At 67.0% G+C, this 23,876-nt stretch carries 36 protein-coding genes; 35 read left to right on the top strand and 1 reads right to left on the bottom strand.

The window, feature by feature from the left end:
* The first annotated feature begins 356 nt into the window (after positions 1 to 356).
* From rpsL to QNA08_RS03345, 32 genes are all read left to right on the top strand, one after another.
* The gene (gene rpsL, locus QNA08_RS03500) at positions 357 to 728 is read left to right on the top strand and encodes a 30S ribosomal protein S12 (RefSeq protein ID WP_283739266.1); all 372 of its coding nucleotides are present in this window, start codon (positions 357 to 359) and stop codon (positions 726 to 728) included.
* Between the two features lie 42 nt (positions 729 to 770).
* Positions 771 to 1,241: a 30S ribosomal protein S7 gene (gene rpsG / locus QNA08_RS03495; RefSeq protein ID WP_283739265.1), complete on the top strand. Its 471-nt coding sequence runs from the start codon at positions 771 to 773 to the stop codon at positions 1,239 to 1,241.
* Positions 1,242 to 1,271: 30 nt separating this feature from the next.
* Positions 1,272 to 3,347, top strand: a complete 2,076-nt coding sequence (gene fusA, locus QNA08_RS03490; protein WP_283739264.1) for an elongation factor G — start codon at positions 1,272 to 1,274, stop codon at positions 3,345 to 3,347.
* A 56-nt stretch (positions 3,348 to 3,403) separates the two neighbouring features.
* Positions 3,404 to 4,594 carry an elongation factor Tu gene (tuf, locus tag QNA08_RS03485; protein ID WP_283739263.1) on the top strand — a complete coding sequence of 397 codons (1,191 nt, stop codon included), beginning with the start codon at positions 3,404 to 3,406 and terminating at the stop codon, positions 4,592 to 4,594.
* Between the two features lie 70 nt (positions 4,595 to 4,664).
* Positions 4,665 to 4,973 carry a 30S ribosomal protein S10 gene (rpsJ, locus tag QNA08_RS03480; protein WP_283739262.1) on the top strand — a complete coding sequence of 103 codons (309 nt, stop codon included), beginning with the start codon at positions 4,665 to 4,667 and terminating at the stop codon, positions 4,971 to 4,973.
* 49 nt (positions 4,974 to 5,022) lie between these two features.
* On the top strand, positions 5,023 to 5,760 hold the full coding sequence (gene rplC, locus QNA08_RS03475) for a 50S ribosomal protein L3 (RefSeq protein ID WP_283739261.1): 738 nt from the start codon (positions 5,023 to 5,025) through the stop codon (positions 5,758 to 5,760).
* Positions 5,760 to 6,380, top strand: coding sequence for a 50S ribosomal protein L4 (rplD, locus tag QNA08_RS03470; RefSeq protein WP_283739260.1), 621 nt, complete (start codon positions 5,760 to 5,762; stop codon positions 6,378 to 6,380). The genes rplC and rplD overlap by 1 nt, the downstream gene beginning before the upstream one ends.
* A complete protein-coding gene (locus QNA08_RS03465; RefSeq protein WP_283739259.1) occupies positions 6,377 to 6,673 on the top strand; it encodes a 50S ribosomal protein L23 in 297 nt (98 codons plus the stop codon). The genes rplD and QNA08_RS03465 overlap by 4 nt, the downstream gene beginning before the upstream one ends.
* 20 nt (positions 6,674 to 6,693) lie before the next feature.
* Positions 6,694 to 7,533, top strand: a complete 840-nt coding sequence (gene rplB, locus QNA08_RS03460; RefSeq protein ID WP_283739258.1) for a 50S ribosomal protein L2 — start codon at positions 6,694 to 6,696, stop codon at positions 7,531 to 7,533.
* 12 nt (positions 7,534 to 7,545) lie between these two features.
* Positions 7,546 to 7,824 carry a 30S ribosomal protein S19 gene (gene rpsS / locus QNA08_RS03455; protein WP_283739257.1) on the top strand — a complete coding sequence of 93 codons (279 nt, stop codon included), beginning with the start codon at positions 7,546 to 7,548 and terminating at the stop codon, positions 7,822 to 7,824.
* Between the two features lie 3 nt (positions 7,825 to 7,827).
* Positions 7,828 to 8,208: a 50S ribosomal protein L22 gene (gene rplV, locus QNA08_RS03450; protein WP_283739256.1), complete on the top strand. Its 381-nt coding sequence runs from the start codon at positions 7,828 to 7,830 to the stop codon at positions 8,206 to 8,208.
* Positions 8,209 to 8,218: 10 nt separating this feature from the next.
* On the top strand, positions 8,219 to 8,926 hold the full coding sequence (rpsC, locus tag QNA08_RS03445) for a 30S ribosomal protein S3 (protein WP_283739255.1): 708 nt from the start codon (positions 8,219 to 8,221) through the stop codon (positions 8,924 to 8,926).
* A 27-nt stretch (positions 8,927 to 8,953) separates the two neighbouring features.
* On the top strand, positions 8,954 to 9,367 hold the full coding sequence (rplP, locus tag QNA08_RS03440) for a 50S ribosomal protein L16 (RefSeq protein WP_283739254.1): 414 nt from the start codon (positions 8,954 to 8,956) through the stop codon (positions 9,365 to 9,367).
* 10 nt (positions 9,368 to 9,377) lie between these two features.
* Positions 9,378 to 9,593 carry a 50S ribosomal protein L29 gene (gene rpmC, locus QNA08_RS03435; protein WP_283739253.1) on the top strand — a complete coding sequence of 72 codons (216 nt, stop codon included), beginning with the start codon at positions 9,378 to 9,380 and terminating at the stop codon, positions 9,591 to 9,593.
* Positions 9,594 to 9,603: 10 nt separating this feature from the next.
* Complete coding sequence (gene rpsQ / locus QNA08_RS03430; protein ID WP_283739252.1) at positions 9,604 to 9,846, top strand: 30S ribosomal protein S17; 243 nt, start codon at positions 9,604 to 9,606, stop codon at positions 9,844 to 9,846.
* 91 nt (positions 9,847 to 9,937) lie between these two features.
* Positions 9,938 to 10,306 (top strand): 50S ribosomal protein L14, encoded by a 369-nt coding sequence (gene rplN, locus QNA08_RS03425; RefSeq protein ID WP_283739251.1) that lies wholly within the window; start codon positions 9,938 to 9,940, stop codon positions 10,304 to 10,306.
* Positions 10,306 to 10,623, top strand: coding sequence for a 50S ribosomal protein L24 (rplX, locus tag QNA08_RS03420; protein ID WP_283739250.1), 318 nt, complete (start codon positions 10,306 to 10,308; stop codon positions 10,621 to 10,623). Before rplN ends, rplX begins: the two co-directional genes overlap by 1 nt.
* Complete coding sequence (gene rplE / locus QNA08_RS03415; RefSeq protein ID WP_283739249.1) at positions 10,616 to 11,194, top strand: 50S ribosomal protein L5; 579 nt, start codon at positions 10,616 to 10,618, stop codon at positions 11,192 to 11,194. The genes rplX and rplE overlap by 8 nt, the downstream gene beginning before the upstream one ends.
* 37 nt (positions 11,195 to 11,231) lie before the next feature.
* Positions 11,232 to 11,537, top strand: coding sequence for a 30S ribosomal protein S14 (gene rpsN / locus QNA08_RS03410; RefSeq protein ID WP_283739248.1), 306 nt, complete (start codon positions 11,232 to 11,234; stop codon positions 11,535 to 11,537).
* Positions 11,538 to 11,550: 13 nt separating this feature from the next.
* On the top strand, positions 11,551 to 11,949 hold the full coding sequence (rpsH, locus tag QNA08_RS03405) for a 30S ribosomal protein S8 (protein WP_283739247.1): 399 nt from the start codon (positions 11,551 to 11,553) through the stop codon (positions 11,947 to 11,949).
* Positions 11,950 to 11,987: 38 nt separating this feature from the next.
* Entirely contained in the window at positions 11,988 to 12,521 is a 534-nt protein-coding gene (gene rplF / locus QNA08_RS03400; protein WP_283739246.1) for a 50S ribosomal protein L6, read from the top strand.
* A 12-nt stretch (positions 12,522 to 12,533) separates the two neighbouring features.
* Positions 12,534 to 12,893 carry a 50S ribosomal protein L18 gene (gene rplR, locus QNA08_RS03395; RefSeq protein ID WP_283739245.1) on the top strand — a complete coding sequence of 120 codons (360 nt, stop codon included), beginning with the start codon at positions 12,534 to 12,536 and terminating at the stop codon, positions 12,891 to 12,893.
* A gap of 121 nt (positions 12,894 to 13,014) precedes the next feature.
* Positions 13,015 to 13,581: a 30S ribosomal protein S5 gene (gene rpsE, locus QNA08_RS03390; RefSeq protein ID WP_283739244.1), complete on the top strand. Its 567-nt coding sequence runs from the start codon at positions 13,015 to 13,017 to the stop codon at positions 13,579 to 13,581.
* A 16-nt stretch (positions 13,582 to 13,597) separates the two neighbouring features.
* A complete protein-coding gene (gene rpmD / locus QNA08_RS03385; RefSeq protein ID WP_283739243.1) occupies positions 13,598 to 13,798 on the top strand; it encodes a 50S ribosomal protein L30 in 201 nt (66 codons plus the stop codon).
* A 13-nt stretch (positions 13,799 to 13,811) separates the two neighbouring features.
* Positions 13,812 to 14,288, top strand: coding sequence for a 50S ribosomal protein L15 (rplO, locus tag QNA08_RS03380; protein WP_283739242.1), 477 nt, complete (start codon positions 13,812 to 13,814; stop codon positions 14,286 to 14,288).
* A 100-nt stretch (positions 14,289 to 14,388) separates the two neighbouring features.
* Positions 14,389 to 15,726: a preprotein translocase subunit SecY gene (gene secY, locus QNA08_RS03375; protein ID WP_283739241.1), complete on the top strand. Its 1,338-nt coding sequence runs from the start codon at positions 14,389 to 14,391 to the stop codon at positions 15,724 to 15,726.
* Positions 15,723 to 16,307 carry an adenylate kinase gene (locus QNA08_RS03370; RefSeq protein WP_283739240.1) on the top strand — a complete coding sequence of 195 codons (585 nt, stop codon included), beginning with the start codon at positions 15,723 to 15,725 and terminating at the stop codon, positions 16,305 to 16,307. The genes secY and QNA08_RS03370 overlap by 4 nt, the downstream gene beginning before the upstream one ends.
* Positions 16,308 to 16,484: 177 nt before the next feature.
* On the top strand, positions 16,485 to 16,853 hold the full coding sequence (gene rpsM / locus QNA08_RS03365; protein WP_283739239.1) for a 30S ribosomal protein S13: 369 nt from the start codon (positions 16,485 to 16,487) through the stop codon (positions 16,851 to 16,853).
* 111 nt (positions 16,854 to 16,964) lie between these two features.
* A complete protein-coding gene (gene rpsK, locus QNA08_RS03360; RefSeq protein ID WP_112663964.1) occupies positions 16,965 to 17,354 on the top strand; it encodes a 30S ribosomal protein S11 in 390 nt (129 codons plus the stop codon).
* Positions 17,355 to 17,398: 44 nt separating this feature from the next.
* On the top strand, positions 17,399 to 18,466 hold the full coding sequence (locus tag QNA08_RS03355; RefSeq protein WP_422679839.1) for a DNA-directed RNA polymerase subunit alpha: 1,068 nt from the start codon (positions 17,399 to 17,401) through the stop codon (positions 18,464 to 18,466).
* A 117-nt stretch (positions 18,467 to 18,583) separates the two neighbouring features.
* Entirely contained in the window at positions 18,584 to 19,006 is a 423-nt protein-coding gene (gene rplQ, locus QNA08_RS03350) for a 50S ribosomal protein L17 (RefSeq protein ID WP_283739237.1), read from the top strand.
* 192 nt (positions 19,007 to 19,198) lie between these two features.
* Complete coding sequence (locus QNA08_RS03345; protein ID WP_283739236.1) at positions 19,199 to 19,876, top strand: ankyrin repeat domain-containing protein; 678 nt, start codon at positions 19,199 to 19,201, stop codon at positions 19,874 to 19,876.
* Positions 19,877 to 19,909: 33 nt separating this feature from the next.
* Here the strand turns inward: QNA08_RS03345 and QNA08_RS03340 are convergent, their stop codons facing one another.
* Positions 19,910 to 20,245 carry a PilZ domain-containing protein gene (locus QNA08_RS03340; protein WP_283739235.1) on the bottom strand — a complete coding sequence of 112 codons (336 nt, stop codon included), beginning with the start codon at positions 20,243 to 20,245 and terminating at the stop codon, positions 19,910 to 19,912.
* A gap of 210 nt (positions 20,246 to 20,455) precedes the next feature.
* Between QNA08_RS03340 and QNA08_RS03335 the strand changes: the two genes are divergently transcribed.
* The 3 genes from QNA08_RS03335 to QNA08_RS03325 all read left to right on the top strand — a co-directional run bounded on the left by QNA08_RS03335 (position 20,456) and on the right by QNA08_RS03325 (position 23,817).
* Positions 20,456 to 21,856 carry a DegQ family serine endoprotease gene (locus QNA08_RS03335; RefSeq protein WP_283739234.1) on the top strand — a complete coding sequence of 467 codons (1,401 nt, stop codon included), beginning with the start codon at positions 20,456 to 20,458 and terminating at the stop codon, positions 21,854 to 21,856.
* Between the two features lie 125 nt (positions 21,857 to 21,981).
* Positions 21,982 to 22,287, top strand: a complete 306-nt coding sequence (locus QNA08_RS03330) for a GNAT family N-acetyltransferase (protein WP_283739233.1) — start codon at positions 21,982 to 21,984, stop codon at positions 22,285 to 22,287.
* Positions 22,288 to 22,500: 213 nt separating this feature from the next.
* Positions 22,501 to 23,817, top strand: coding sequence for a replication-associated recombination protein A (locus QNA08_RS03325; protein WP_283739232.1), 1,317 nt, complete (start codon positions 22,501 to 22,503; stop codon positions 23,815 to 23,817).
* The last annotated feature ends 59 nt before the right edge of the window (positions 23,818 to 23,876 follow it).

The raw sequence follows: 23,876 nt of genomic DNA, 5'->3' as shown, positions 1-23,876 counted from the left end.
TTGGTGCCGATTTGCGGTTGACGCGGGACGACTCAGACGTTAGAAGCACTGCACTTTCGATAGGCCGTAGGTGTTCGCCGGTCGAGGCGCCCAGCTTCGATGTTTGAACCCTAAACGCTGTCGTGATCAGCACCGACTGACCGCAAGTCAGACTTGTAAAGTCAGCAAGGGGCATGACTGCGATGTGTGAGCATCGTGGTCCTCTGCGTGCGCTTCGCGCCTAAGGCTGGATGGGCCTGAGGCGCGGATTCGCTTTGTCTGCATTCCCATGGAATGGGGCGGGGCGGCGCCGTGAACCGAATTGATTGACGTTGCTTGGCGGCCGCCTGGGCGGTGCGAGAGCGAGAGGGCGAAGGATGCCGACGATCAGCCAGCTGATCCGCAACCCGCGGACGGCGCAGAAGAGCCGGAACAAGGTTCCCGCGCTCGAGGCCTGCCCGCAGAAGCGGGGCGTGTGCACGCGCGTCTACACGACGACGCCGAAGAAGCCGAACTCGGCGCTGCGTAAGGTGGCCAAGGTCCGCTTGACCAACGGCTTCGAGGTGATCGGTTACATCCCCGGCGAGGGGCATAACCTGCAGGAGCACTCGGTCGTCATGATCCGCGGCGGCCGTGTCAAGGACCTTCCGGGTGTGCGCTACCACGTTCTGCGCGGCGTGCTCGACACTCAGGGCGTCAAGAACCGCAAGCAGCGTCGTTCGAAGTACGGCGCGAAGCGTCCGAAGTAAGTCGGGCGCGATCTGGAATTCGAACAGGACGGAGCGGAACAGATGTCCCGACGTCACAGGGCCGAGAAGCGCGAGATCATTCCGGACGCCAAGTTCGGGGATGTCGTCGTCACGAAGTTCATGAACTCCGTGATGCACGACGGCAAGAAGTCGGTCGCCGAGGCGATCGTCTACGGCGCTTTCGACGTCATCGAGCAGAAGCTGAAGACCGACCCGCTCGCCGTCTTCAAGCAGGCGCTCGACAACGTTGCGCCGGCGATCGAGGTGCGGTCCCGCCGCGTCGGCGGTGCCACCTACCAGGTGCCGGTCGAGGTTCGCAGCGAGCGTCGGCAGGCGCTGGCGATCCGCTGGCTCATCGCCGCCGCGCGTGCGCGCAACGACAAGACCATGGTCGATCGCCTGTCGGCGGAGCTCATCGACGCGTCGAACAATCGCGGCAGTGCCGTGAAGAAGCGCGAAGACACGCACCGCATGGCCGAGGCGAACCGCGCCTTCTCGCACTATCGCTGGTGACGGGCGCAGGACCGGACGGAGCTCAAGACGATGCCTCGCACGCACGCCATCGAGGACTACCGCAACTTCGGCATCATGGCCCACATCGATGCCGGCAAGACGACCACGACCGAGCGGATCCTCTATTACACCGGCAAGAGCCACAAGATCGGCGAGGTCCATGAGGGCGCTGCCACCATGGACTGGATGGAGCAGGAGCAGGAGCGCGGCATCACGATCACGTCCGCCGCGACGACCTGTTTCTGGCAGGGCAAGCGCCTGAACATCATCGACACGCCCGGGCACGTCGACTTCACCATCGAGGTGGAGCGTTCGTTGCGCGTGCTCGACGGCGCGGTGTGCGTCCTCGACGGCAACCAGGGCGTCGAGCCGCAGACCGAGACGGTGTGGCGCCAGGCCGACAAGTACGACGTGCCGCGTCTCGTCTTCGTCAACAAGATGGACAAGATCGGCGCTGACTTCTTCCGCTGCGTCGACATGATCGTCGACCGGGTGGCGGGCAAGCCCGTCTGCCTGCAGCTGCCGATCGGCTCGGAGTCGAACTTCAAGGGCGTCGTCGACCTCGTCCGCATGAAGGCGGTCGTGTGGGAAGACGAGGCGCTCGGCGCGAAGTACCATGACGAGGAGATCCCGGCCGATCTCGTCGAGAAGGCCAGGGAGTACCGCACGAAGCTGGTCGAGGCCTGCGTGGAGCTCGACGAGGAGGCCATGATGGCCTACCTCGACGGCCAGGAGCCGGACGAGGCGACGTTGCAGCGTCTGGTGCGCCTCGCCGTGCAGAAGCGCGCCTTCCATCCGGTGCTCTGCGGCTCGGCCTTCAAGAACAAGGGCGTGCAGCCGCTGCTCGACGCCGTCGTCGCCTACCTGCCGTCGCCCGTGGATCGCGGCGCGATCAGGGGCATCGACATGAAGACGGAGGAGCCGGCCGAGCGCAAGCCGTCGGACGACGAGCCGTTCTCCATGCTCGCCTTCAAGATCATGGACGACCCGTTCGTCGGCACGATCACCTTCTGCCGCGTCTATTCGGGCAAGGTCGAGTCCGGTTCCTCGATCCTCAACTCGACGCGCGACAAGAAGGAGCGCGTCGGTCGCATGCTCCTGATGCACGCGAACAACCGCGAGGACATCAAGGAGGCTTACGCGGGCGACATCGTGGCGCTCGCCGGCCTCAAGGAGGTGCGCACGGGCGACACGCTGTGCGACGGCCTGAAGCCGGTCATCCTCGAGAAGATGGAGTTCCCCGAGCCCGTCATCGAGATCGCGATCGAGCCGAAGTCGAAGGCGGACCAGGAGAAGCTCGGCATCGCCCTGTCGAAGCTCGCGGCCGAGGATCCTTCCTTCCGCGTGTCGACCGACAGCGAGTCGGGCCAGACCATCCTCAAGGGGATGGGCGAGCTGCATCTCGACATCAAGGTCGACATCCTGAAGCGCACCTACAAGGTCGACGCCAATATCGGCGCGCCGCAGGTCGCCTATCGGGAGAAGATCACGAAGAAGACCGAGGTCGACTACACGCACAAGAAGCAGACCGGCGGTACGGGCCAGTTCGCTCGCGTGAAGTTCGTGGTCGAGCCGAACGAGCCGGGTGCGGGCTACGAGTTCGAGTCGCGGATCGTCGGCGGTGCGGTGCCGAAGGAGTACATCCCGGGCGTCGAGAAGGGGCTGAACAGCGTGCTCACTTCGGGCGTGCTGGCCGGCTTCCCGGTCGTGGACCTGAAGGTGGCGCTCGTCGACGGCGCCTTCCACGAGGTCGACTCCTCGGCCCTCGCCTTCGAGATCGCGTCCCGCGCGGCCCTGCGCGAGGCGCTGCAGAAGGGCGGCTCGGTGCTTCTCGAGCCGGTGATGAAGGTCGAGGTGGTGACGCCGGAGGACTACACCGGTTCCGTCATCGGCGATCTGAACTCGCGTCGCGGCCAGATCCAGGGCCAGGACATGCGCGGCAACGCCGTCGTCATCAATGCGATGGTGCCGCTCGCCAACATGTTCGGGTACGTGAACACCCTGCGCTCGATGAGCCAGGGGCGCGCCACCTACACGATGCAGTTCGACCACTACGAGCAGGTGCCGTCGGCGGTCGCCGCCGAGGTCCAGGCCAAGTACGCCTGAGCCTGAACCAGAAACGAACAATCGACTGACGTCGAGTTCCTACAAGGAGCCCTACGATGGCGAAGGAAAAGTTTGAGCGGACGAAGCCGCACTGCAACATCGGGACGATTGGCCACGTTGACCATGGCAAGACGTCTCTGACGGCTGCGATCACGAAGGTTCTGGCCGAGAAGGGTGGTGCGTCGTTCACGGCGTATGACCAGATCGACAAGGCGCCTGAGGAGAAGGCGCGCGGCATCACGATCTCGACGGCGCATGTGGAGTACGAGACGGCGAACCGGCACTATGCGCACGTGGACTGCCCCGGGCACGCGGACTACGTGAAGAACATGATCACGGGCGCGGCGCAGATGGACGGGGCGATCTTGGTGGTGTCGGCTGCGGACGGGCCGATGCCGCAGACGCGGGAGCACATCCTGCTTGCGCGGCAGGTGGGCGTTCCGGCGCTTGTCGTGTTCATGAACAAGGTGGACATGGTCGACGATCCTGAGCTTCTGGACCTTGTGGAGCTTGAGGTTCGGGAGCTTCTGTCGAAGTACGAGTTCCCCGGCGACGACATCCCGATCGTGAAGGGCTCTGCGCTGTGCGCGCTGGAGGACCGCAACCCGGAGATCGGGCACGACGCGGTGCTGAAGCTGATGGAGGCGGTGGACGCCTACATCCCGCAGCCGGAGCGCCCTGTTGACCAGCCGTTCCTGATGCCGGTCGAGGACGTGTTCTCGATCTCGGGGCGCGGCACGGTGGTGACGGGTCGCGTCGAGCGTGGCGTGATCAAGGTCGGCGAGGAAGTGGAGATCGTCGGTCTGCGTGCGACGCAGAAGACGACGGTGACGGGCGTCGAGATGTTCCGCAAGCTGCTTGACCAGGGTCAGGCGGGCGACAACATCGGCGCGCTGCTGCGCGGCACGAAGCGCGAGGATGTGGAGCGCGGGCAGGTGCTGTGCAAGCCCGGGTCGGTGAAGCCGCACACGAAGTTCAAGGCCGAGGCCTACATCCTGACGAAGGAGGAGGGCGGCCGCCACACGCCGTTCTTCACGAACTACCGTCCGCAGTTCTACTTCCGGACGACGGACGTGACGGGCGTCGTGCACCTGCCCGAGGGCACCGAGATGGTGATGCCGGGCGACAACGTGACGATGGAAGTGCACCTGATCGTGCCGATCGCCATGGAGGAGAAGCTGCGCTTCGCCATCCGCGAGGGCGGCCGCACCGTCGGCGCCGGCGTCGTCGCATCCATCATCGAGTAAGGCGGACCGGCGGCGCGCCGCTTCGGCTGCGCCGCCGCCCGTCCCGGGATCGTGCCCTGAGGGCTCTGTCATGAACGGTCAAAACATCCGGATCCGCCTGAAGGCTTTCGACCACCGCATTCTCGACGCCTCCACGCGCGAGATCGTGTCGACGGCGAAGCGGACGGGCGCGCAGGTTCGGGGTCCGATCCCGCTGCCGACGCGCATCGAGAAATTCACGGTCAACCGCTCGCCGCACATCGACAAGAAGTCGCGCGAGCAGTTCGAGATGCGCACGCACAAGCGCGTGCTCGACATCGTCGAACCGACGCCGCAGACGGTCGATGCTCTCATGAAGCTCGACCTCGCTGCTGGCGTCGACGTGGAAATCAAGCTCTGACGGCGCCTTCGGGCCTGTCAGTTTAGGGTCACGCCGAGAGGATACGCTCATGCGCTCAGGCGTCATCGCACAGAAGGTCGGGATGACCCGTGTCTTTACGGACGCGGGCGAGCATGTCCCGGTCACGGTCCTGAAACTCGACCACTGCCAGGTGGTCGCGCATCGGACCGCCGAGACCAACGGCTACACGGCGCTGCAGGTCGGCGCCGGCAGGGCCAAGGTGAAGAACGTCTCGAAGGCCGAGCGCGGCCGGTTCGCCGTCGCCAAGGTTGAGCCGAAGCGCAAGCTCGTCGAGTTCCGTGTTGATCCGGCTCACATGATCCCGGTCGGCGCCGAGATCACGGCGGACCACTTCGTGCCGGGCCAGTTTGTCGACGTCACGGGCGTCACGACCGGCAAGGGCTTTGCCGGCGGCATGAAGCGCTGGAATTTCGGCGGTCTGCGTGCTTCGCACGGCGTGTCGATCTCGCACCGTTCCATCGGTTCGACGGGCGGCCGCCAGGACCCCGGCAAGACGTTCAAGAACAAGAAGATGCCCGGTCACCTCGGTGTCGAGCGCGTCACCACGCAGAACCTGCGTGTCGTGCGGACCGACGTCGAGCGCGGCCTGATCCTCGTCGAGGGCGCTGTTCCGGGCGTCGCCGGCGGCTGGATCATGGTGCGCGACGCTGTGAAGCGGGCGCTGCCGAAGGAGGCCCCGCTGCCGGGCGCCTTCCGCGAGGCGGGCAAGGCCGACGCGGCTCCGGCCGCCGAGCAGCCGGCAGCTGAAGGGCAGGAGAGCGCGTGATGAAGCTCGACGTGACCACCATCGAAGGCGGCAAGGCCGGCTCGATCGAGCTTGACGAGGCCATCTTCGGCCTCGAGCCTCGCGCCGACCTCATCCACCGCTGCGTGCGCTGGCAGCTCGCCAAGCGCCAGGCCGGCACGCACAAGTCGCTCGGCCGCTCCGAAGTGAGCCGCACGACGAAGAAGATGTACCGACAGAAGGGCACGGGCAACGCCCGCCACGGCGCGGCCTCGGCGCCGCAGTTCCGCGGCGGCGGCAAGGCCTTCGGGCCGGTTGTGCGCGACCACGCCCACGACCTGCCGAAGAAGGTCCGTGCGCTGGCGCTCAAGCACGCCCTGTCGGCCAAGGCCAAGGCAAACGCCATCGTGGTGCTCGACAAGGCCGCGGTCGCGGAGCCCAGGACCAAGGCGCTCAAGGAGCGCTTCGGCAAGCTCGGGCTTGCGAGCGCGCTCGTGATCGACGGGGCCGAGCTCGACGCGAACTTCGGGCTTGCCGCGCGCAACATCCCGAACGTCGACGTCCTGCCGGTCCAGGGCATCAACGTCTATGACATCCTGCGGCGGGACACGCTCGTCCTGACGAAGGCCGCCGTGGACGCGCTGGAGGCGCGCTTCAAATGAGCATCGATCCGCGCCATTACGACGTCATCGTCGGCCCGGTGATCACCGAGAAGGCGACCAACGCTGCCGAGCAGAACAAGGTCGTCTTCAAGGTGGCCAAGACCGCCACGAAGCCGCAGATCAAGGCCGCCGTCGAGAAGCTGTTCGACGTGAAGGTCACGAGCGTCAACACCGTGCTCACCAAGGGCAAGGTGAAGCGCTTCAGGAACACGGTCGGCCAGCGTTCGGACGTGAAGAAGGCGGTCGTGACCCTCGCCGAGGGTCATTCGATCGACGTCACGACCGGCCTGTGAGCAGGTGAAGGAGTGAGCCGATGGCTTTGAAGACATTCAAACCGGTCACGCCGAGCCTTCGCCAGCTCGTGATCGTCGACCGGTCCGAGCTCTACAAGGGCAAGCCGGTCAAGTCGCTGACCGAGGGCCTGTCGTCCTCGGGCGGCCGCAACAACAACGGCCGGGTCACCGTGCGCTTTCGCGGCGGCGGCCACAAGCGGACCTACCGCCTGGTCGATTTCAAGCGCCGCGAGAAGCTCGGCGTGCCGGGCACGGTGGAGCGGATCGAGTACGATCCGAACCGCACCGCCTTCCTCGCCCTCGTCAAGTACGAGGACGGGGCGCTCGCCTACATCCTCGCGCCGCAGCGCCTGTCGGTGGGCGACGCGGTGGTGGCCGGCGAGCAGGTCGACATCAAGCCGGGCAATGCCATGCCCATCGGCAACATGCCGGTCGGCACCATCGTCCACAACATCGAGCTGAAGATCGGCAAGGGCGGTGCGGTCGCCCGCTCGGCCGGAACCTACGCTCAGATCGTCGGCCGCGACCAGGGCTATGTCATCGTCCGCCTGAACTCGGGCGAGCAGCGCCTCGTTCATGGTCAGTGCTTCGCCACCGTCGGTGCGGTGTCGAACCCGGACCACATGAACATCAACATCGGCAAGGCCGGTCGTTCCCGCTGGCTCGGTCGTCGCCCGCACAACCGCGGCGTGACCATGAACCCGATCGACCACCCGCACGGTGGTGGTGAGGGCCGCACCTCGGGTGGCCGCCATCCGGTCACGCCCTGGGGCAAGCCGACCAAGGGCAAGAAGACCCGCTCCAACAAGCGGACGGACGGCATGATCGTGTCGAGCCGTCACCAGCGGAAGAAGAAGTAAGGGGCGCGCACGATGGCACGTTCTGTCTGGAAGGGTCCGTTCGTCGACGGCTACCTCCTCAAGAAGGCGGAGGCCGCCCGCGGCTCTCAGCGCGCCGAGGTGATCAAGATCTGGAGCCGCCGCTCCACGATCCTCCCGCAGTTCGTGGGCCTCACCTTCGGCGTCTACAACGGCCAGAAGCATATCCCGGTCTCGGTGACCGAGGAGATGGTCGGCCACAAGTTCGGCGAGTTCTCTCCGACGCGGACCTTCCACGGCCACGCGGCGGACAAGAAGGCGAAGAGGAAGTGAGCCATGGGTAAGCAAGCCCATCCCCGCGCGCTCGCCGACAACGAGGCCCGGGCGGTGACGCGCAACCTGCGTGTCAGCCCCCAGAAGCTCAACCTCGTGGCGGCGCTCATCCGCGGCAAGAAGGTTTCGACCGCGCTCGCCGACCTCGAGTTCAGCCGCAAGCGCATTTCCGGCGACGTCAAGAAGACGCTGGAGAGCGCCATCGCCAATGCCGAGAACAACCACGATCTCGACGTGGACGATCTCGTCGTGGCGGAGGCGTTCGTCGGCAAGGCGCTCGTCATGAAGCGGTTCCACGCGCGTGCCCGCGGTCGCGGCGCCCGCATCGAGAAGCCCTTCTCGAACCTCACGATCGTGGTTCGTGAAGTCGCCGAGAAGGCTTGAGGAGAGCGAGATGGGTCAGAAGGTCAATCCGATCGGTCTGCGTCTCGGCATCAACCGGACCTGGGACTCGCGCTGGTTCGCCAACAAGGGCGAATACGGCAAGCTCCTGCACGAGGACATGGCCATCCGCGAAGCGCTGATGAAGCAGCTGAAGCAGGCGGCCGTCTCCAAGATCGTGATCGAGCGTCCGCACAAGAAGTGCCGCGTGACCATCCACTCGGCGCGGCCGGGCGTGGTCATCGGCAAGAAGGGTGCCGACATCGACAAGCTGCGCAAGACCGTGGCGAAGATGACGGACGCGGATGTCGCGATCAACATCGTCGAGGTGCGCAAGCCCGAGATCGACGCGACACTGGTCGCCGAGTCGATCGCGCAGCAGCTCGAGCGTCGCGTTGCCTTCCGCCGCGCCATGAAGCGGGCCGTGCAGTCGGCCATGCGCCTCGGGGCCGAGGGCATCCGCATCAACTGCTCCGGTCGCCTCGGCGGGGCCGAGATCGCGCGGCTCGAGTGGTACCGTGAGGGGCGGGTGCCGCTGCACACGCTGCGCGCCGACGTCGACTATGGCACGGCCACGGCGTTCACGACCTACGGCACGTGCGGCATCAAGGTGTGGATCTTCAAGGGCGAGATCCTCGAGCACGATCCGATGGCCCAGGACAAGCGGCTTGCCGACGAGGGCGGCCAGCGTCCGAGCGGTCGTCGTGAGGCTGCGGCGTAACAGCGCAGGCGGTCAGGAGGCAGGACAATGCTGCAGCCCAAAAAGACTAAGTTCCGCAAGCAGTTCAAGGGCCGCATCCATGGTGTGGCCAAGGGCGGCACGGCGTTGAACTTCGGCCAGTTTGGCCTTAAGGCGCTCGAGCCGGAGCGAGTCACCGCGCGTCAGATCGAGGCGGCTCGCCGCGCGATCACGCGTCACATGAAGCGCGCCGGTCGCGTGTGGATCCGCATCTTCCCTGACGTGCCGGTTTCGGACAAGCCTGCCGAAGTCCGCATGGGCAAGGGCAAGGGCGCGCCCGATTACTGGGCGTGCCGCGTGAAGCCCGGCCGGATCATGTTCGAGCTTGACGGCGTGGACGAGGAGATCGCCCGTGAGGCGCTGCGTCTCGGCGCCGCCAAGCTGCCGATCAAGACGCGCTTCATTCAGCGTATCGCCGAGTGAGGGATGAGAGATGAAGGCTAAGAAGAGGCTCTCCGACCTCCAGGCGATGTCGGGGGACCAGCTTCAGGACGAGCTCCTGAAGCTGAAGAAGGAGCAGTTCAATCTGCGCTTCCAGCGCGCGACCGGGCAGCTCGAGAACACGGGCCGCGTCGGCGAGGTCCGCAAGGACATTGCCCGGATCAAGACGCTGCAGCGTCAGAAGCTCGCGCAGGCGGGCAAGGCTTGAGGAGGCGACTATGCCGAAACGTGTGTTGCAGGGCGTCGTCGTCAGCGACAAGCAGGACAAGACTGTCGTCGTGAAGGTCGAGCGTCGTTTCACGCATCCGCTTCTGAAGAAGACGGTGCGGCGGACGAAGAACTACCACGCGCACGACGAGGGCAATACGGCCAAGGTTGGCGATACCGTCTGGATCGAGGAATCGAAGCCGATTTCCAAGTTGAAGACCTGGGTGCTTCTCCCGAACGCTCCCAAGGCGTGAACGAACAAGGGCGAGGGGACGCGAGATCCCCGTCAGGCGTAGTCCGGCAGGATTGCCGGAAACCGGCTGAGACAGAGAAAGGATCGTTGCCATGATCCAGATGCAGACGAATCTCGACGTCGCCGACAACTCCGGCGCGCGCCGTGTCATGTGCATCAAGGTGCTGGGCGGCTCGAAGCGCAAGTATGCCGGGGTGGGCGACATCATCGTCGTGTCCATCAAGGAAGCCATTCCGCGCGGGCGCGTGAAGAAGGGCGACGTCATGAAGGCGGTCGTCGTGCGTACCGCCAAGGACATTCGTCGTCCCGACGGCTCGGTGATCCGTTTCGACCGCAATGCGGCCGTGCTGATCAACAACCAGAAGGAGCCGGTCGGCACGCGTATCTTCGGCCCGGTTCCCCGTGAGCTGCGCGCCAAGAATCACATGAAGATCATTTCGCTCGCGCCGGAGGTGCTCTGATGGCCGCGAAGATCAAGAAGGGCGACAAGGTCGTCGTCCTGACCGGTCGCGACAAGGGCAAGACCGGAGAAGTCATTCAGGTTCTGCCGAAGGAGCAGCGTGCGCTCGTCCGCGGCGTGAACCTCGTGAAGCGGCATCAGCGTCAGACCGCGAACCAAGAAGGTGGCATCGTCTCCAAGGAGGCGTCCCTCCACCTGTCGAACCTGGCCTTTGCGGACCCGAAGGATGGCAAGCCGACCCGCGTCGGCTTCAAGACGCTGGACGACGGGCGCAAGGTGCGTTTCGCCAAGCGTTCGGGAGATCTGATCGATGGCTGAGGCGGCGAAGAAGGACGTGACGGCGGCTTACATGCCCCGTCTGAAGAAGCATTACGACGAGGTCGTGCGGCCGAAGCTCATCGCCGAGTTCGGCTACAAGAACCCCATGCAGGTTCCGGCCATCGAGAAGGTCGTGATCAACATGGGCGTCGGCGAGTCGGTGAACGACTCGAAGAAGGCGAGCGTGGCCGCGGCCGATCTCGCCCTCATCGCCGGCCAGAAGCCCGTCATCACCCGCGCCCGCAAGGCGATCGCGACCTTCAAGGTGCGCGAGAACATGCCGATCGGCACCAAGGTGACGCTGCGCAAGGCGCGGATGTACGAGTTCCTGGACAGGCTTGTGACGGTCGCGCTGCCGCGCGTGCGCGACTTCCGGGGCCTCAATCCGAAGTCGTTCGACGGGCGGGGGAACTACGCCCTCGGGATCAAGGAACACATCGTGTTCCCCGAGATCAACTACGACAAGGTCGAGGCCATCTGGGGCATGGACGTCGTGGTCTGCACGACGGCCAAGACCGACGAGGAGGCGCGCGCGCTCCTCAGGCATTTCAACTTCCCGTTCCGGCAGTGAGAGCCGAGGCTCTCATACGCGGACACCGGAGATAGACATGGCGAAGAAGAGTTCAGTCGAGAAGAACAACCGGCGGGCGCGGCTCGTCAAGAAGTTCGCCGGCAGGCGCGAGCGTCTGCTCGCCGTGGCGAACGACGAGTCGAAGTCGTTCGAGGAGCGCTTCGAGGCGCGCCTCAAGCTCGCGGCCCTGCCGCGCAATGCCAATCCCACGCGCCTGCGCAACCGCTGCGAGGTGACGGGCCGTCCGCGCGCGTTCTACCGCAAGCTCAAGATGTCGCGTATCGCGCTGCGCGAACTCGGCTCGAAGGGCCTGGTTCCCGGCCTCGTGAAGTCGAGCTGGTAAGGAGGATCGGCAGATGGCGATCAATGATCCGCTCGGCGATATGCTGACCCGCATCCGCAACGCCCAGCAGCGGCGTCGCAGCAAGGTCACGACCCCGGGTTCCAGGCTGCGTGCGCGCGTTCTCGACGTGCTGCAGGCTGAGGGCTACATCCGCGGCTACTCGACCACGGAATACGGCAACGGCCGGACCGAGTTCGAGATCGAGCTCAAGTACTACGACGGCGAGCCGGTGATCCGCTCGATCTCGCGCGTGTCGAAGCCCGGCCGTCGCGTCTATGCCTCGGTCGACACCATGCCGCGCGTGGCCGACGGCCTCGGCATCACCATTCTCTCGACGCCGAAGGGGGTCATGGCCGACCACGCGGCGCGCGAGAGCAACGTGGGCGGCGAAGTGCTCTGCAAGGTCTTCTGATCCTTCGGGCGCTGGCGAGAACCACGGGAGTCGAGAACATGTCTCGAGTTGGCAAGAAGCCCGTCACCATCCCGTCCGGCGTGACGGCGACGGTCGACGGCCAGACGGTGAAGGTCAAGGGCACGAAGGGCGAGCTGTCGTTCGTCGTGCCGGACGATGTTGCCGTCGTCATGGAGAACGGCGCGGTGAAGGTCGATCCGCGCAGCGAAACGAAGCGCGCGCGGGCCATGTGGGGCATGTCGCGGGCGCAGGTGGCGAGCCTGGTCGAGGGCGTGTCGAAGGGCTTCGAGAAGAAGCTCGAGATCAACGGCGTCGGCTACAAGGCGGCGGTCGCCGGCAAGGTGCTCAAGCTGTCGCTCGGCTACAGCCACGATGTCGACTACGAGATCCCGGCTGGCGTCACGATCACGACGCCGAAGCCGACCGAGATCGTCGTCGCGGGCATCGACAAGCAGAAGGTCGGTCAGGCCGCTGCCGAGATCCGCAAGTTCCGCGGGCCGGAGCCCTACAAGGGCAAGGGCGTCAAATACGCGGACGAGTTCATCTTCCGCAAGGAAGGCAAGAAGAAGTAAGGGGCGGCAGAGATGGCTCACCTCAATGCTACCGAGCGCCGCAAGGCGCGCGTGCGCCGCTCGCTCCGCGCTGCTGCGAACGGCCGGCCGCGCCTGTCCGTGTTCCGGTCCTCGAAGCAGATCTACGCGCAGATCATCGACGATGCGAAGGGCCATACCCTGGCCTCCGCCTCGACGATGGAGAAGGACGTGCGCGGCTCGCTGAAGACGGGCGCGACGGTCGACGCGGCGGCCGTGGTCGGCAAGCTCATTGCCGAGCGCGCGCTGAAGGCCGGGGTCAAGGACGTGATCTTCGACCGCGGCGCCTACATCTACCACGGTCGCGTCAAGGCACTCGCCGAGGCGGCGCGCGAGGGCGGGCTCAACTTCTGAGCCCATCCACATATCGGCTTGAAGTTTCGGCGGTTCGCCCTTAAGGGGCGGACCGTCGGTTTTCGGCGGACATATCCATTCGAGCGAGCGGGGCCGCCGCCCCGCGGAAGTGAGACGGACAATGGCGAGAGAGCGTCAGCAGCCTCGCGAGCGCGAAGAGCGCGACAGCGAGTTCGTGGATCGGCTGGTCCACATCAATCGTGTTGCCAAAGTGGTGAAGGGTGGCCGGCGCTTCGGCTTCGCCGCCCTCGTCGTCGTCGGCGACCAGAAGGGCCGCGTCGGCTTCGGCCATGGCAAGGCCCGCGAGGTTCCGGAGGCGATCCGCAAGGCCACCGAGGCCGCCAAGCGGTCGCTCGTGCGCATTCCGCTCAAGGAAGGCCGCACGCTGCATCACGACGTCGCCGGGCGCTGGGGCGCCGGCAAGGTCGTGCTCCGTGCCGCGCCGGCCGGTACCGGCATCATTGCGGGCGGCCCCATGCGCGCCGTCTTCGAGACGCTCGGCATGCACGACGTCGTGGCGAAGTCGCTCGGCTCGTCGAACCCCTACAACCTGGTGCGTGCGACCTTCGATGCGCTGAAGCGCGAGGATTCGCCGCGCTCGGTGGCTGCCCGCCGTGGCCTCAAGGTCTCGACGCTGCAGGCGCGCCGTCGCGATGCCGACGCCGAGGGCGTCGGCGCGGACGCGTGAGGGGAGGGCTCCCGAGATGGCCAAGAAGACCTCCGACAAGACCGTGACGGTCCAGCAGATCGGCAGCCCGCTGCGTCGTCCCGACGTGCAGCGCCAGACGCTGATCGGCCTCGGTCTCAACAAGCTCAACCGCCGCTCGACCCTGCCCGACACCCCCGCGGTGCGCGGCATGATCGAGAAGGTCAAGCACCTCGTGCGCGTCGTCGACGGGCAGTGAGGAGGGCGCCACGATGAAACTCACGGATATTCGCGACAATCCCGGCGCGACCAAGGAGCGGATGCGCGTCGGCCGCGGCATCGGCTCCGGCAAGGGCAAGACCGCTGGCCGCGGCGTGAAGGGCCAGAAGTCCCGGACCGGCGTGCGCATCAAGGGCTTCGAAGGCGGCCAGATGCCGCTGCACCGGCGCCTGCCGAAGCGCGGCTTCTGGAATCCCTTCTCGAATGACTTCAACGAGGTCAACATCGGGCGGGTGCAGGCCGCGATCGACGCGGGCAAGCTCGACGCCCAGGCGCCGATCACGGTGGAGGCGCTCGTCGCCGCCGGCATCTGCGCCAAGCCGCGCGACGGCGTGAAGGTGCTCGGTGTCGGCGAGCTGAAGGCAAAGCTGACCTTCGAAGTGGCGGCTGCGTCCAAGTCCGCGGTCGCCGCCATCGAGAAGGCCGGCGGATCGATCAAGTTTCTCGGCCAGGCTGTGGCCGAGGCGTGATCTCGATCCTATGTGATTGACGGGGCGGCGGCCGGGGAGGGGGAACCTCCGCGGCCGCCGTTCTTGCGCAAGAGCCCATCGGGTCACAAGCGGGGCAGCCATGGCATCGGCAGCGGAACAGCTCGCGGCAAACCTCAACTTCGGCGCGCTCGCCAAGGCCGAGGAACTGAAGAAGCGCATCTGGTTCACGCTCGGGGCGCTTCTCGTCTATCGCCTCGGCACCTACATCCCGCTGCCCGGCATCAATCCGGAAGCCGTCGCCGACATCTTCAAGCAGGCGCAGGGCGGCGTGCTCGGCCTGTTCAACATGTTCTCGGGGGGCGCCGTCGGCCGGCTTGCGATCTTTGCCCTCAACATCATGCCGTACATCTCGGCCTCCATCATCGTGCAGCTCCTGACGAGCGTCGTGCCGTCGCTCGAGTCGCTGAAGAAGGAAGGCGAGCAGGGCCGCAAGGTCATCAACCAGTACACGCGCTACCTCACCGTCGTGCTGGCGGTCTTCCAGGCCTATGCCATCGCCATCGGCCTCGAGGGCTCCGGCAACGTGGTGCAGGAGCCGGGCATGTTCTTCCGCATCTCGACGGTGATCACGCTCGTCGGCGGCACCATGTTCCTGATGTGGCTCGGCGAGCAGATCACGGCGCGGGGCATCGGCAACGGCACGTCGCTCATCATCTTCGCCGGCATCGTGGCCGAGCTGCCGTCGGCGCTCGTCGGCACGCTCGAGCTCGGCCGCCAGGGTGCCATCTCGACCGGCCTCATCCTCGGCGTGATGGTGATGGCGGTTGCCGTCATCGCCTTCATCGTCTTCATGGAACGCGCCCAGCGCCGGCTGCTCATCAACTATCCGAAGCGGCAGGTCGGCAATCGCGTGTACGAGGGCCAGACCTCTTTCCTGCCGCTGAAGCTCAACACTTCCGGCGTCATCCCGCCGATCTTCGCCTCGTCGCTGCTGCTCCTGCCGACGACGATCGCAAGCTTCTCGCAGCAGGCGGGTGGCACGGGCATCCTTGCCACCATGGCGGCCTACCTGGGTCACGGCCGGCCGCTCTACATGTTGCTCTACGTCGCGCTCATCGTCTTCTTCGCCTTTTTCTACACGGCGATCGTGTTCAATCCGACGGAGACGGCGGACAACCTGAAGAAGCACGGCGGCTTCATTCCCGGCATCCGCCCGGGCGAGCGCACGGCGGACTACATCGACCACGTGCTGACGCGCATCACCGTGATCGGTGCGGCCTATCTGGCGCTGATCAGCCTCATACCCGAAGTGCTGATTTCCTACGCCTCGCTGCCGTTCTATTTCGGTGGGACGTCGCTACTCATCGTGGTCAGCGTGACCATGGACACGGTCGCCCAGGTGCACGGACATCTGCTCGCGCATCAGTACGAGGGGCTGGTGAAGAAGGCGAAGCTCAGGGGGGCTAGGCGCAAATGAGGCTCATTCTGCTCGGACCGCCGGGGGCCGGTAAGGGCACGCAGGCGAAGCTCCTCATGGAGCGCTACGGCATCCCGCAGCTCTCGACCGGCGACATGCTCCGTGCGGCTGTCGGCGCCGGCACGCCCATCGGGCTCAAGGCCAAGGCGGTGATGGACGCCGGCAATCTCGTCTCCGACGAGATCGTGATCGGCATCGTTGCCGACCGCATCGAGGAGCCGGATGCGAAGAAGGGCTTCATCCTCGACGGCTTTCCGCGCACCGTGGCCCAGGCCGAGGCACTGGAGGCGATGCTCGCCGCCAAGGGCCTCAGGCTCGATGCGGTGATCGAGCTCAAGGTCGATCAGGCCGATCTCGTCGGCCGCATCGTCAAGCGTGCCGCGGAGACCAGGGCCCGCGGCGAGCCGGTGCGCAAGGACGACGATCCCGAGGTCTTCAAGACCCGGCTCGCGGCCTACAACCGCGATACCGCGGTGGTCGCGCCGTACTACAAGGCCCGCGGCCAGCTCACCGAGATTGACGGCATGCGGTCGATCGAGGCCGTGTCCGCCGACATCGAACGGGTGCTGAAGGCGGGTTGACGGCTCGGCTGAGACTCGCTATGGCACTCGTCTTGCTTCAAGGGCGATGCCGTCATCCTTCCGAGGAAGGGCGGCGTCGTTCGCTTGCATGAACCCTCCGCAAGGGCCGGCCTCCACCGGACGCGGGGACAACCGACGCCGGCGAAGGTCAATCGCCGGCCCACATGGAGACGAGACGTGGCTCGTATCGCAGGCGTAAACATCCCGACCAACAAGCGCGTGGTCATCGCGTTGCAGTACATTCACGGTATCGGGCCGAAGAAGGCTCAGGAAATCTGCGAGAAGGTGTCCATTCCGGCTGAGCGCCGCGTGAACCAGCTCACCGACTCCGAGGTGCTGCAGATCCGTGAGACGATCGACCGCGACTATCTCGTCGAGGGCGACCTGCGCCGCGAAGTGTCCATGAACATCAAGCGCCTCATGGATCTCGGCTGCTACCGCGGCCTGCGCCACCGCCGCAACCTGCCGGTGCGCGGCCAGCGGACGCACACGAATGCGCGCACCCGCAAGGGCAAGGCGAAGCCGATCGCCGGCAAGAAGAAGTGATGCGGCGGCCCGCGAGCGGCGCGGGCCTTCGTCGTCGCGATCACCTGCTCGCGTGAGCGAGCTCAATCCCGAGCGCCTGGTACGACGGGCGCGCCTGAAGGATCTTTGAGTATGGCAAAGGAAGCCACCCGCGTCCGCCGTCGCGAACGCAAGAACATCGTGTCGGGCGTCGCGCATGTGAATGCGTCGTTCAACAACACGATGATCACCATCACGGACGCGCAGGGCAACACCATCTCGTGGTCGTCCGCCGGCGCCATGGGTTTCAAGGGCTCGCGCAAGTCGACGCCCTATGCGGCGCAGGTTGCGGCCGAGGATGCGGCGCGCAAGGCCGCCGAGCACGGCATGCGCACCCTCGAGGTCGAGGTGTCCGGTCCGGGCTCGGGCCGCGAGTCGGCGCTGCGCGCGCTGCAGGCCGCGGGCTTCACCGTGACCTCGATCCGCGACGTGACGCCCATTCCGCACAACGGCTGCCGTCCGCGCAAGCGTCGGCGCGTCTGACGCCGAGCGGCGGGCAACCGCTGCATCACGCATCGATCGGACGGGTGTCCCAAGCGGCCACCCGTCCGTGTCTTGAGACTCGCAGAGGTGCGGTCGTGATCCAGAAGAACTGGCAAGAGCTCATCAAGCCGAACAAGCTCGAGGTCTCCCCGGGCGACGATCCGAAGCGGGTGGCGACCGTCGTCGCCGAACCCCTGGAGCGTGGCTTCGGTCTGACCCTCGGTAACGCGCTGCGCCGCGTGCTGCTGTCGTCGCTCCAGGGCGCGGCGGTGCAGGCCGTGCATATCGACGGCGTGCTGCACGAGTTCTCGTCGATTCCCGGCGTGCGCGAGGACGTGACCGACATCGTCCTCAACATCAAGACCATCGCCATCAAGATGCACGGCGACGGTCCCAAGCGCATGACGCTGCGCCGCCAGGGGCCGGGGCCGGTCACCGCTGGCGACATCGCGACCGTCGGCGACGTGCAGATCCTCAACCCCGAGCTCGTGCTCTGCACCCTCGATGAGGGGGCCGAGATCCGCATGGAGTTCACGGTCAACACCGGCAAGGGCTACGTGCCGGCGGAGCGCAACCGGCCGGAGGACGCGCCGATCGGCCTCATCGCCGTCGACAGCCTCTACAGCCCGGTCAAGAAGGTCTCCTATCGCGTCGAGAACACGCGCGAAGGCCAGATCCTCGACTACGACAAGCTGACGATGACGGTCGAGACCAACGGCTCGGTCAGCCCCGAGGACGCGGTGGCCTATGCCGCCCGCATCCTGCAGGACCAGCTCGCCGTGTTCGTCAACTTCGAGGAGCCGCGCCGCGAGGAGGCCGCCGTCGCCGCGCCGCAGCTGCCCTTCAACCCGGCGCTCCTCAAGAAGGTGGACGAGCTCGAGCTGTCGGTCCGCTCGGCGAACTGCCTGAAGAACGACAACATCGTCTACATCGGCGACCTGATCCAGAAGACGGAGGCGGAGATGCTCCGCACCCCGAACTTCGGCCGCAAGTCGCTCAACGAGATCAAGGAAGTGCTCGCCTCCATGGGCCTTCACCTCGGCATGGAGGTGACCGGCTGGCCCCCGGAGAACATCGAAGAGCTCGCGAAGCGCTTCGAGGAGCACTACTGACAGGCCCCCCGGGCGCTCGGCCCGGGGGCTCCGTTCGCTTGTGCAGCGGCCCGCAGCGGGCCGGAAGAAAGGACGGCCGTACCTTGGCACGGCGGCCGTAACATCAAGGAGACAGCCATGCGTCACGGTTTCGCCCATCGGCGGTTCAACCGCTCGTCCGAGCACCGCAAGGCCATGTTCGCCAACATGGCGGCCGCGCTCATCAAGCACGAGCAGATCGTCACGACGCTGCCGAAGGCCAAGGACCTGCGTCCGGTCGTCGAGAAGCTCGTGACCCTTGGCAAGCGCGGCGACCTGCATGCCCGCCGTCAGGCGATCGCCCAGCTGCGCGACGTCGCTATGGTGAAGAAGCTCTTCGACGTGCTCGGCCCGCGCTACAAGGAGCGCAATGGCGGCTACACCCGCGTGCTCAAGGCCGGCTTCCGCTACGGCGACAACGCGCCGATGGCGGTGATCGAGTTCGTCGACCGCGACGTGGACGCGAAGGGACAGGACTCGGGCCCGACGCAGAAGGAAGAGGTGGTCGAGACCGCCGCCTGAGCGGACCTCGCCGGTTTGAACATAAGGGGCGGCTTCGGCCGCCCCTTTTTTTGTCGCCAGGGCCGGCAGTGATATCGATCGACCGGGGGCCGGCCGGGCCGACCGGCGCAGATCGAGGGCCGGTCGGGCGCAAGGCCGGCGGGGCACACTGTTTGGAGGGCGCCGCAAGGCGAGCGGAAGGGGAGGGGCAGGATGGATCGGCGCGCTGCAATGGCAGCGCTCGCGGCGGCGGCGACCCTCCTCGCGCAGCCCGGTCTGTCGCGGCAGGGAGGAACACCGTTGGACCGCGAGCTTCTCGTGGCCGTGCGAGCCGGCGAGGTTGCCCTGGTGCGCGACCTCCTGAAACGTGGTGCGGCTGTCGATACCCGAGACGAGCAGGGCCGGACAGCGCTTCTTGTGGCGACCATCGCCGACAGGCCGGATGTCGCACGCGTGCTGATCGAGGCCGGTGCAGACGTGAATGCCAAGGACGCGATCGAGGACAGCCCCTTCCTCTACGCCGGAGCGGAAGGGCGGGTCGCAATCCTCGCGATGACGCTCGCCGCCGGTGCCGATGTGGGAAGCACGAACCGGTTCGGTGGGACGGCGCTCATTCCCGCGTGCGAGCGGGGACATGTCGAGGCGGTGAGGATGCTTCTCGTGACAGCGATCGATATCGACCACGTCAACCGTCTGGGCTGGACGGCGCTGCTGGAGGCCGTTCTCCTCGGCACCGGCGGTGCGGGTCACACGGAGATCGTGCGGCGGCTCGTGGAAAGGGGCGCGAAGGTCAATCTGGCCGACCGCGACGGCGTCACGCCGCTCCAGCATGCGCGGCGGAAGGGCCATGCCGAGATCGCCCGCATCCTCGAGGCGGCAGGAGGCCGCTGAACGGCTCCGCGTCCATGCGATCCGACGGCGAAGTCACAGAAAGGCGACGCCGGCCGCCTGCCCGCGGCGCCATTTCAGGCTGACGCGCCGCGTCAGGCCCTTCGGCAGGAGTGCGAGGTCGAAGGCCTCGGGCAGTTTCGCCTCCTTCGGGACGGCGAGCCGCGCGCCGGCCGCCGTCACGTCGCGGATGGCGCAATAGAGCGTTGCGCCGTCGGCAAGTGCGATGGCGGCGGGCACCGCCACCGGACGGCGCGGGGCGCGGCGTCGCTCCTCATGGGGATCCTGCCCCGCGAGAAACAGCCTCTCCACCCATTCAATCGCGTCCGGCGATGTCTCGTCCATGCGGGCGCCGCCCTTCGTCTCGTCCATCCCGCTCGCATCCTGCGGCGTCGGTAACCGGCATGGTGACCGGCAAGGCTTGAAGAACCTTTGAACGAGCCATGCACGAAGGCCGGGGCCGCCCTGCGGCGGGCGGGGGCGGCGGGCGGACCACCGGCCGGCTGGGGGCGGCCGGGCGGGGCTGGCGCGCGAGGGGCGCGGGGCCTATATGTCCCGCGGTTTCGAGTTGCGGACCCTGCCATGATCCGATCGATCGTCCTCTGTGCTTCCCTCGCCCTCGCGCTGACCGCCGGGCCGGCCTCGGCGCAGCAGCGCGCGGTGCCGGAAGGCAGGGCGCAGGTGCAGCTGTCGCTCGCTCCGGTCGTGAAGCAGGCGGCGCCGGCGGTGGTGAACGTCTACGGAACGCGGGTCGAGAAGCAGCAGCAGAACCCCTTCTTCGACGATCCCTTCTTCCGTCGCTTCTTCGGCGGCGACTTCGGCGTGCCGCAGGAGCGTGTGCAGCGCTCGCTCGGTTCGGGCGTGATCGTCGATCCTTCGGGGCTCGTCGTCACCAACAACCACGTCATCGAGAACATGACGGAGGTGAAGGTGGCGCTCGCCGACCGGCGCGAGTTCGAGGCGGAGATCGTCCTGCGCGATCCGCGCACGGACCTTGCGGTGCTGCGCCTCAAGAACAAGGGCCCGTTCCCGGCGCTCCTGCTCGGCGATTCCGATGCGCTCGAGGTCGGCGACTTCGTCATTGCCATCGGCAATCCCTTCGGCGTCGGGCAGACGGTGACGCAGGGCATCGTCTCGGCGCTCGCGCGCACGCAGGTCGGCATCACCGACTACCAGTCCTTCATCCAGACGGACGCGGCCATCAATCCCGGCAATTCGGGCGGTGCGCTCGTCGACATGCACGGCCGCGTGGTCGGCATCAACACGGCGATCTTCTCTCGCTCGGGCGGCAGCCACGGCATCGGCTTCGCCATTCCGGCGAGCATGGTGCGTGTCGTCGTCGACTCGGCGCGGAACGGCGGCAGGTCGGTGCGCCGGCCGTGGTTCGGGGCGCGGCTGCAGGTCGTGTCCAACGACATCGCCGAGAGCATCGGGCTCGACCGCCCGGCCGGCGCGCTCGTCGCCGCGATCGACGACAGGAGCCCTGCGGCGCAGGGCGGCCTGCTGCGGGGCGACGTCATCGTGGCCGTCGACGGCCAGCCCGTCGACGACCCGGAGGGCTTCGGCTACCGCTTCGCCACGAAGCCGCTCGGCGGCACGGCCTCGCTCACCGTGCTGCGCGGCGGCAAGAAGGTCGTCGTGCCCGTGCGGCTGGAGCCGGCCCCGGAGACGCGGCCGCGGGAGGCGGTGAAGATCACCGGGCGCTCGCCGCTCGCCGGCGCCACGGCGGCCAACATGTCGCCCGCGGTGGCGGAAGAGCTGTCCATGGACCCCGTGAGCGAGGGCGTAGTCATCACCGACGTGCAGGAAGGGAGCGCGGCGGCGCAGGTCGGCTTCCAGAAGGGCGACATGATCCTCGCCGTGAACGGCGAGCGGATCGGCACGTCGCGGGCGCTCGAGAAAGCCCTGCGCGAACGCAGCCGGCTATGGGAACTGACCATCAGCCGCAAGGGCCAGGTGTTCACAACTGTCCTCGGCGGCTGAGGGCCAACTCGGCCGGGCCGGGCGGTAGCCGGTGACTTTCGGCACGAATCGCTTCGTCCTGATCCCGGTGCCTTCGGGAGAGACGAGATGGCCCCCCGCATGCAGGGCCGCCGGGCGGCGGCGGGGTGACGATCGTGACCGAGCCGGCGCGCATGGACCTCGACAGGATTCATGCGTGGCTCGCCGCGAGCTACCGGGCGGCCGGGCTGCCGCGTCAGGTCTTAGACCGGTCCGTGGAAGGCTCGCTGTGCTTTGCGGCGTTCGATGCAGCGGGCGGGATATGCGCTTTCGCGCGTGTGGTGAGCGATCGTGCCACCTTCGCCCATCTTTGCGACGTGATCGTCGATCCCGCGCGCCGCGGCGGCGGCATCGGCAAGGCGCTCGTCGCGGCGATCATGGCGCATCCCCACCTCCAGGGCCTGCGCCGGTGACTGCTCGCGACGCGCGACGCCCATGCCCTCTACGCGCGCTACGGCTTCGAGCCGATCGCCACGCCCGAGCGGCGGGTGACCCGCCACGAGCCCGACGTCTACTTGCGGCAGAGGGCGAGGGACTAAAGGCGTGGGGCGGCCCGCGCCCATGCGCCCTTCGCCGCGGCCGCGGGAAAGTTGTCCTCCCTGGCCGCGCGGCGTTAAAGACAAGCCATGTCCGATCTCTTTTCCGCCGCCGGCCTCGACAAGTCCGCCCCGCGTCCGCTCGCCGACCGCCTCAGGCCGCGCAAGCTCGACGAGGTCGTGGGGCAAGACCATCTCGTCGGCCCGGACGGAGCGCTGACGCGGCTCCTGCGTTCAGGCTCGGTCGGTTCCCTCATCTTCTGGGGGCCGCCGGGCACAGGCAAGACGACCGTGGCGCGGCTCCTCGCCGGAGAGACGAAGCTCGTCTTCGAGCCGATGTCGGCGATCTTCTCGGGCGTGGCAGACCTGAAGAAGGCCTTCGACACGGCGCGCGGCCGGCGCTCGACGGGGCAGGGGACACTGCTCTTCGTCGACGAGATCCACCGCTTCAACCGCGCCCAGCTCGATGCGTTCCTCCCCGTCATGGAGGACGGGACGATCACCCTCGTCGGCGCGACGACGGAAAACCCTTCCTTCGAGCTCAATGCGGCGCTCCTGTCGCGGGCGCGCGTGCTCGTCTTCAAGCCGCTCGACGAGGAAGCGATCCGGAAACTCCTCGCAAGGGCCGAGGATATCGAGGGAAAGGCCCTGCCCCTCGACGCGGAGGCGCGCCTGTCTCTCGTCCGCATGGCCGACGGCGACGGCCGCGCGGCCCTGACGCTCGCCGAGGAGGTGTGGCGCGCCGCGCATGAGGGCGAGACCTTCGACCAGGTGAAGCTGCAGGAGATCGTGCAGCGCCGGGCGCCGATCTACGACAAGGCGCAGGAGGGCCACTACAACCTCATTTCCGCCCTGCACAAGACGGTGCGCGGCTCGGACCCGGACGCGGCGCTCTACTATCTCGCCCGCATGCTCGACGCGGGCGAGGACCCGCTGTTCATCGCGCGCAGACTCGTGCGCATGGCGGTGGAAGACATCGGGCTCGCCGATCCGCAGGCGCTCGTCGTCGCCAATGCGGCGAAGGAGGCCTACGACTTCCTCGGCACACCCGAGGGCGAACTGGCGCTCGCGCAGGCGGCGATCTATCTCGCCACCGCGCCGAAGTCGAACGCCGCCTATGTCGCCTACAAGGCCGCCATGCAGACGGCGAAGACGGCCGGCTCGCTCATGCCGCCGAAGACCATTCTCAACGCGCCCACCAGGCTTATGACGAGCGAGGGCTATGGCGCCGGCTACGCCTACGACCACGACGAACCCGACGCCTTTTCCGGCCAGGACTACTGGCCGGAGGCACTCGGCCGGCAGCGATTCTACGAGCCGGTGGAGCGCGGCTTCGAGCGCGAGATCAGGAAGCGCCTCGAGTGGTGGGAGAAGCTCAGGCAGGATCGGCGCCGCAGCGCCGAATGACAGGATGCAGTCGCTCTGTCGCCGCGGTCGGGCTTGACCCGGCTGTCCCGTGGGCGCGA

The sequence above is a fragment of the Chelatococcus albus genome (assembly GCF_030067675.1).
Lineage (GTDB): Bacteria > Pseudomonadota > Alphaproteobacteria > Rhizobiales > Beijerinckiaceae > Chelatococcus_A > Chelatococcus_A albus.
Note: the sequence above shows the minus strand (reverse complement) of the source record. Positions and strands in the feature narration are given on the sequence as shown.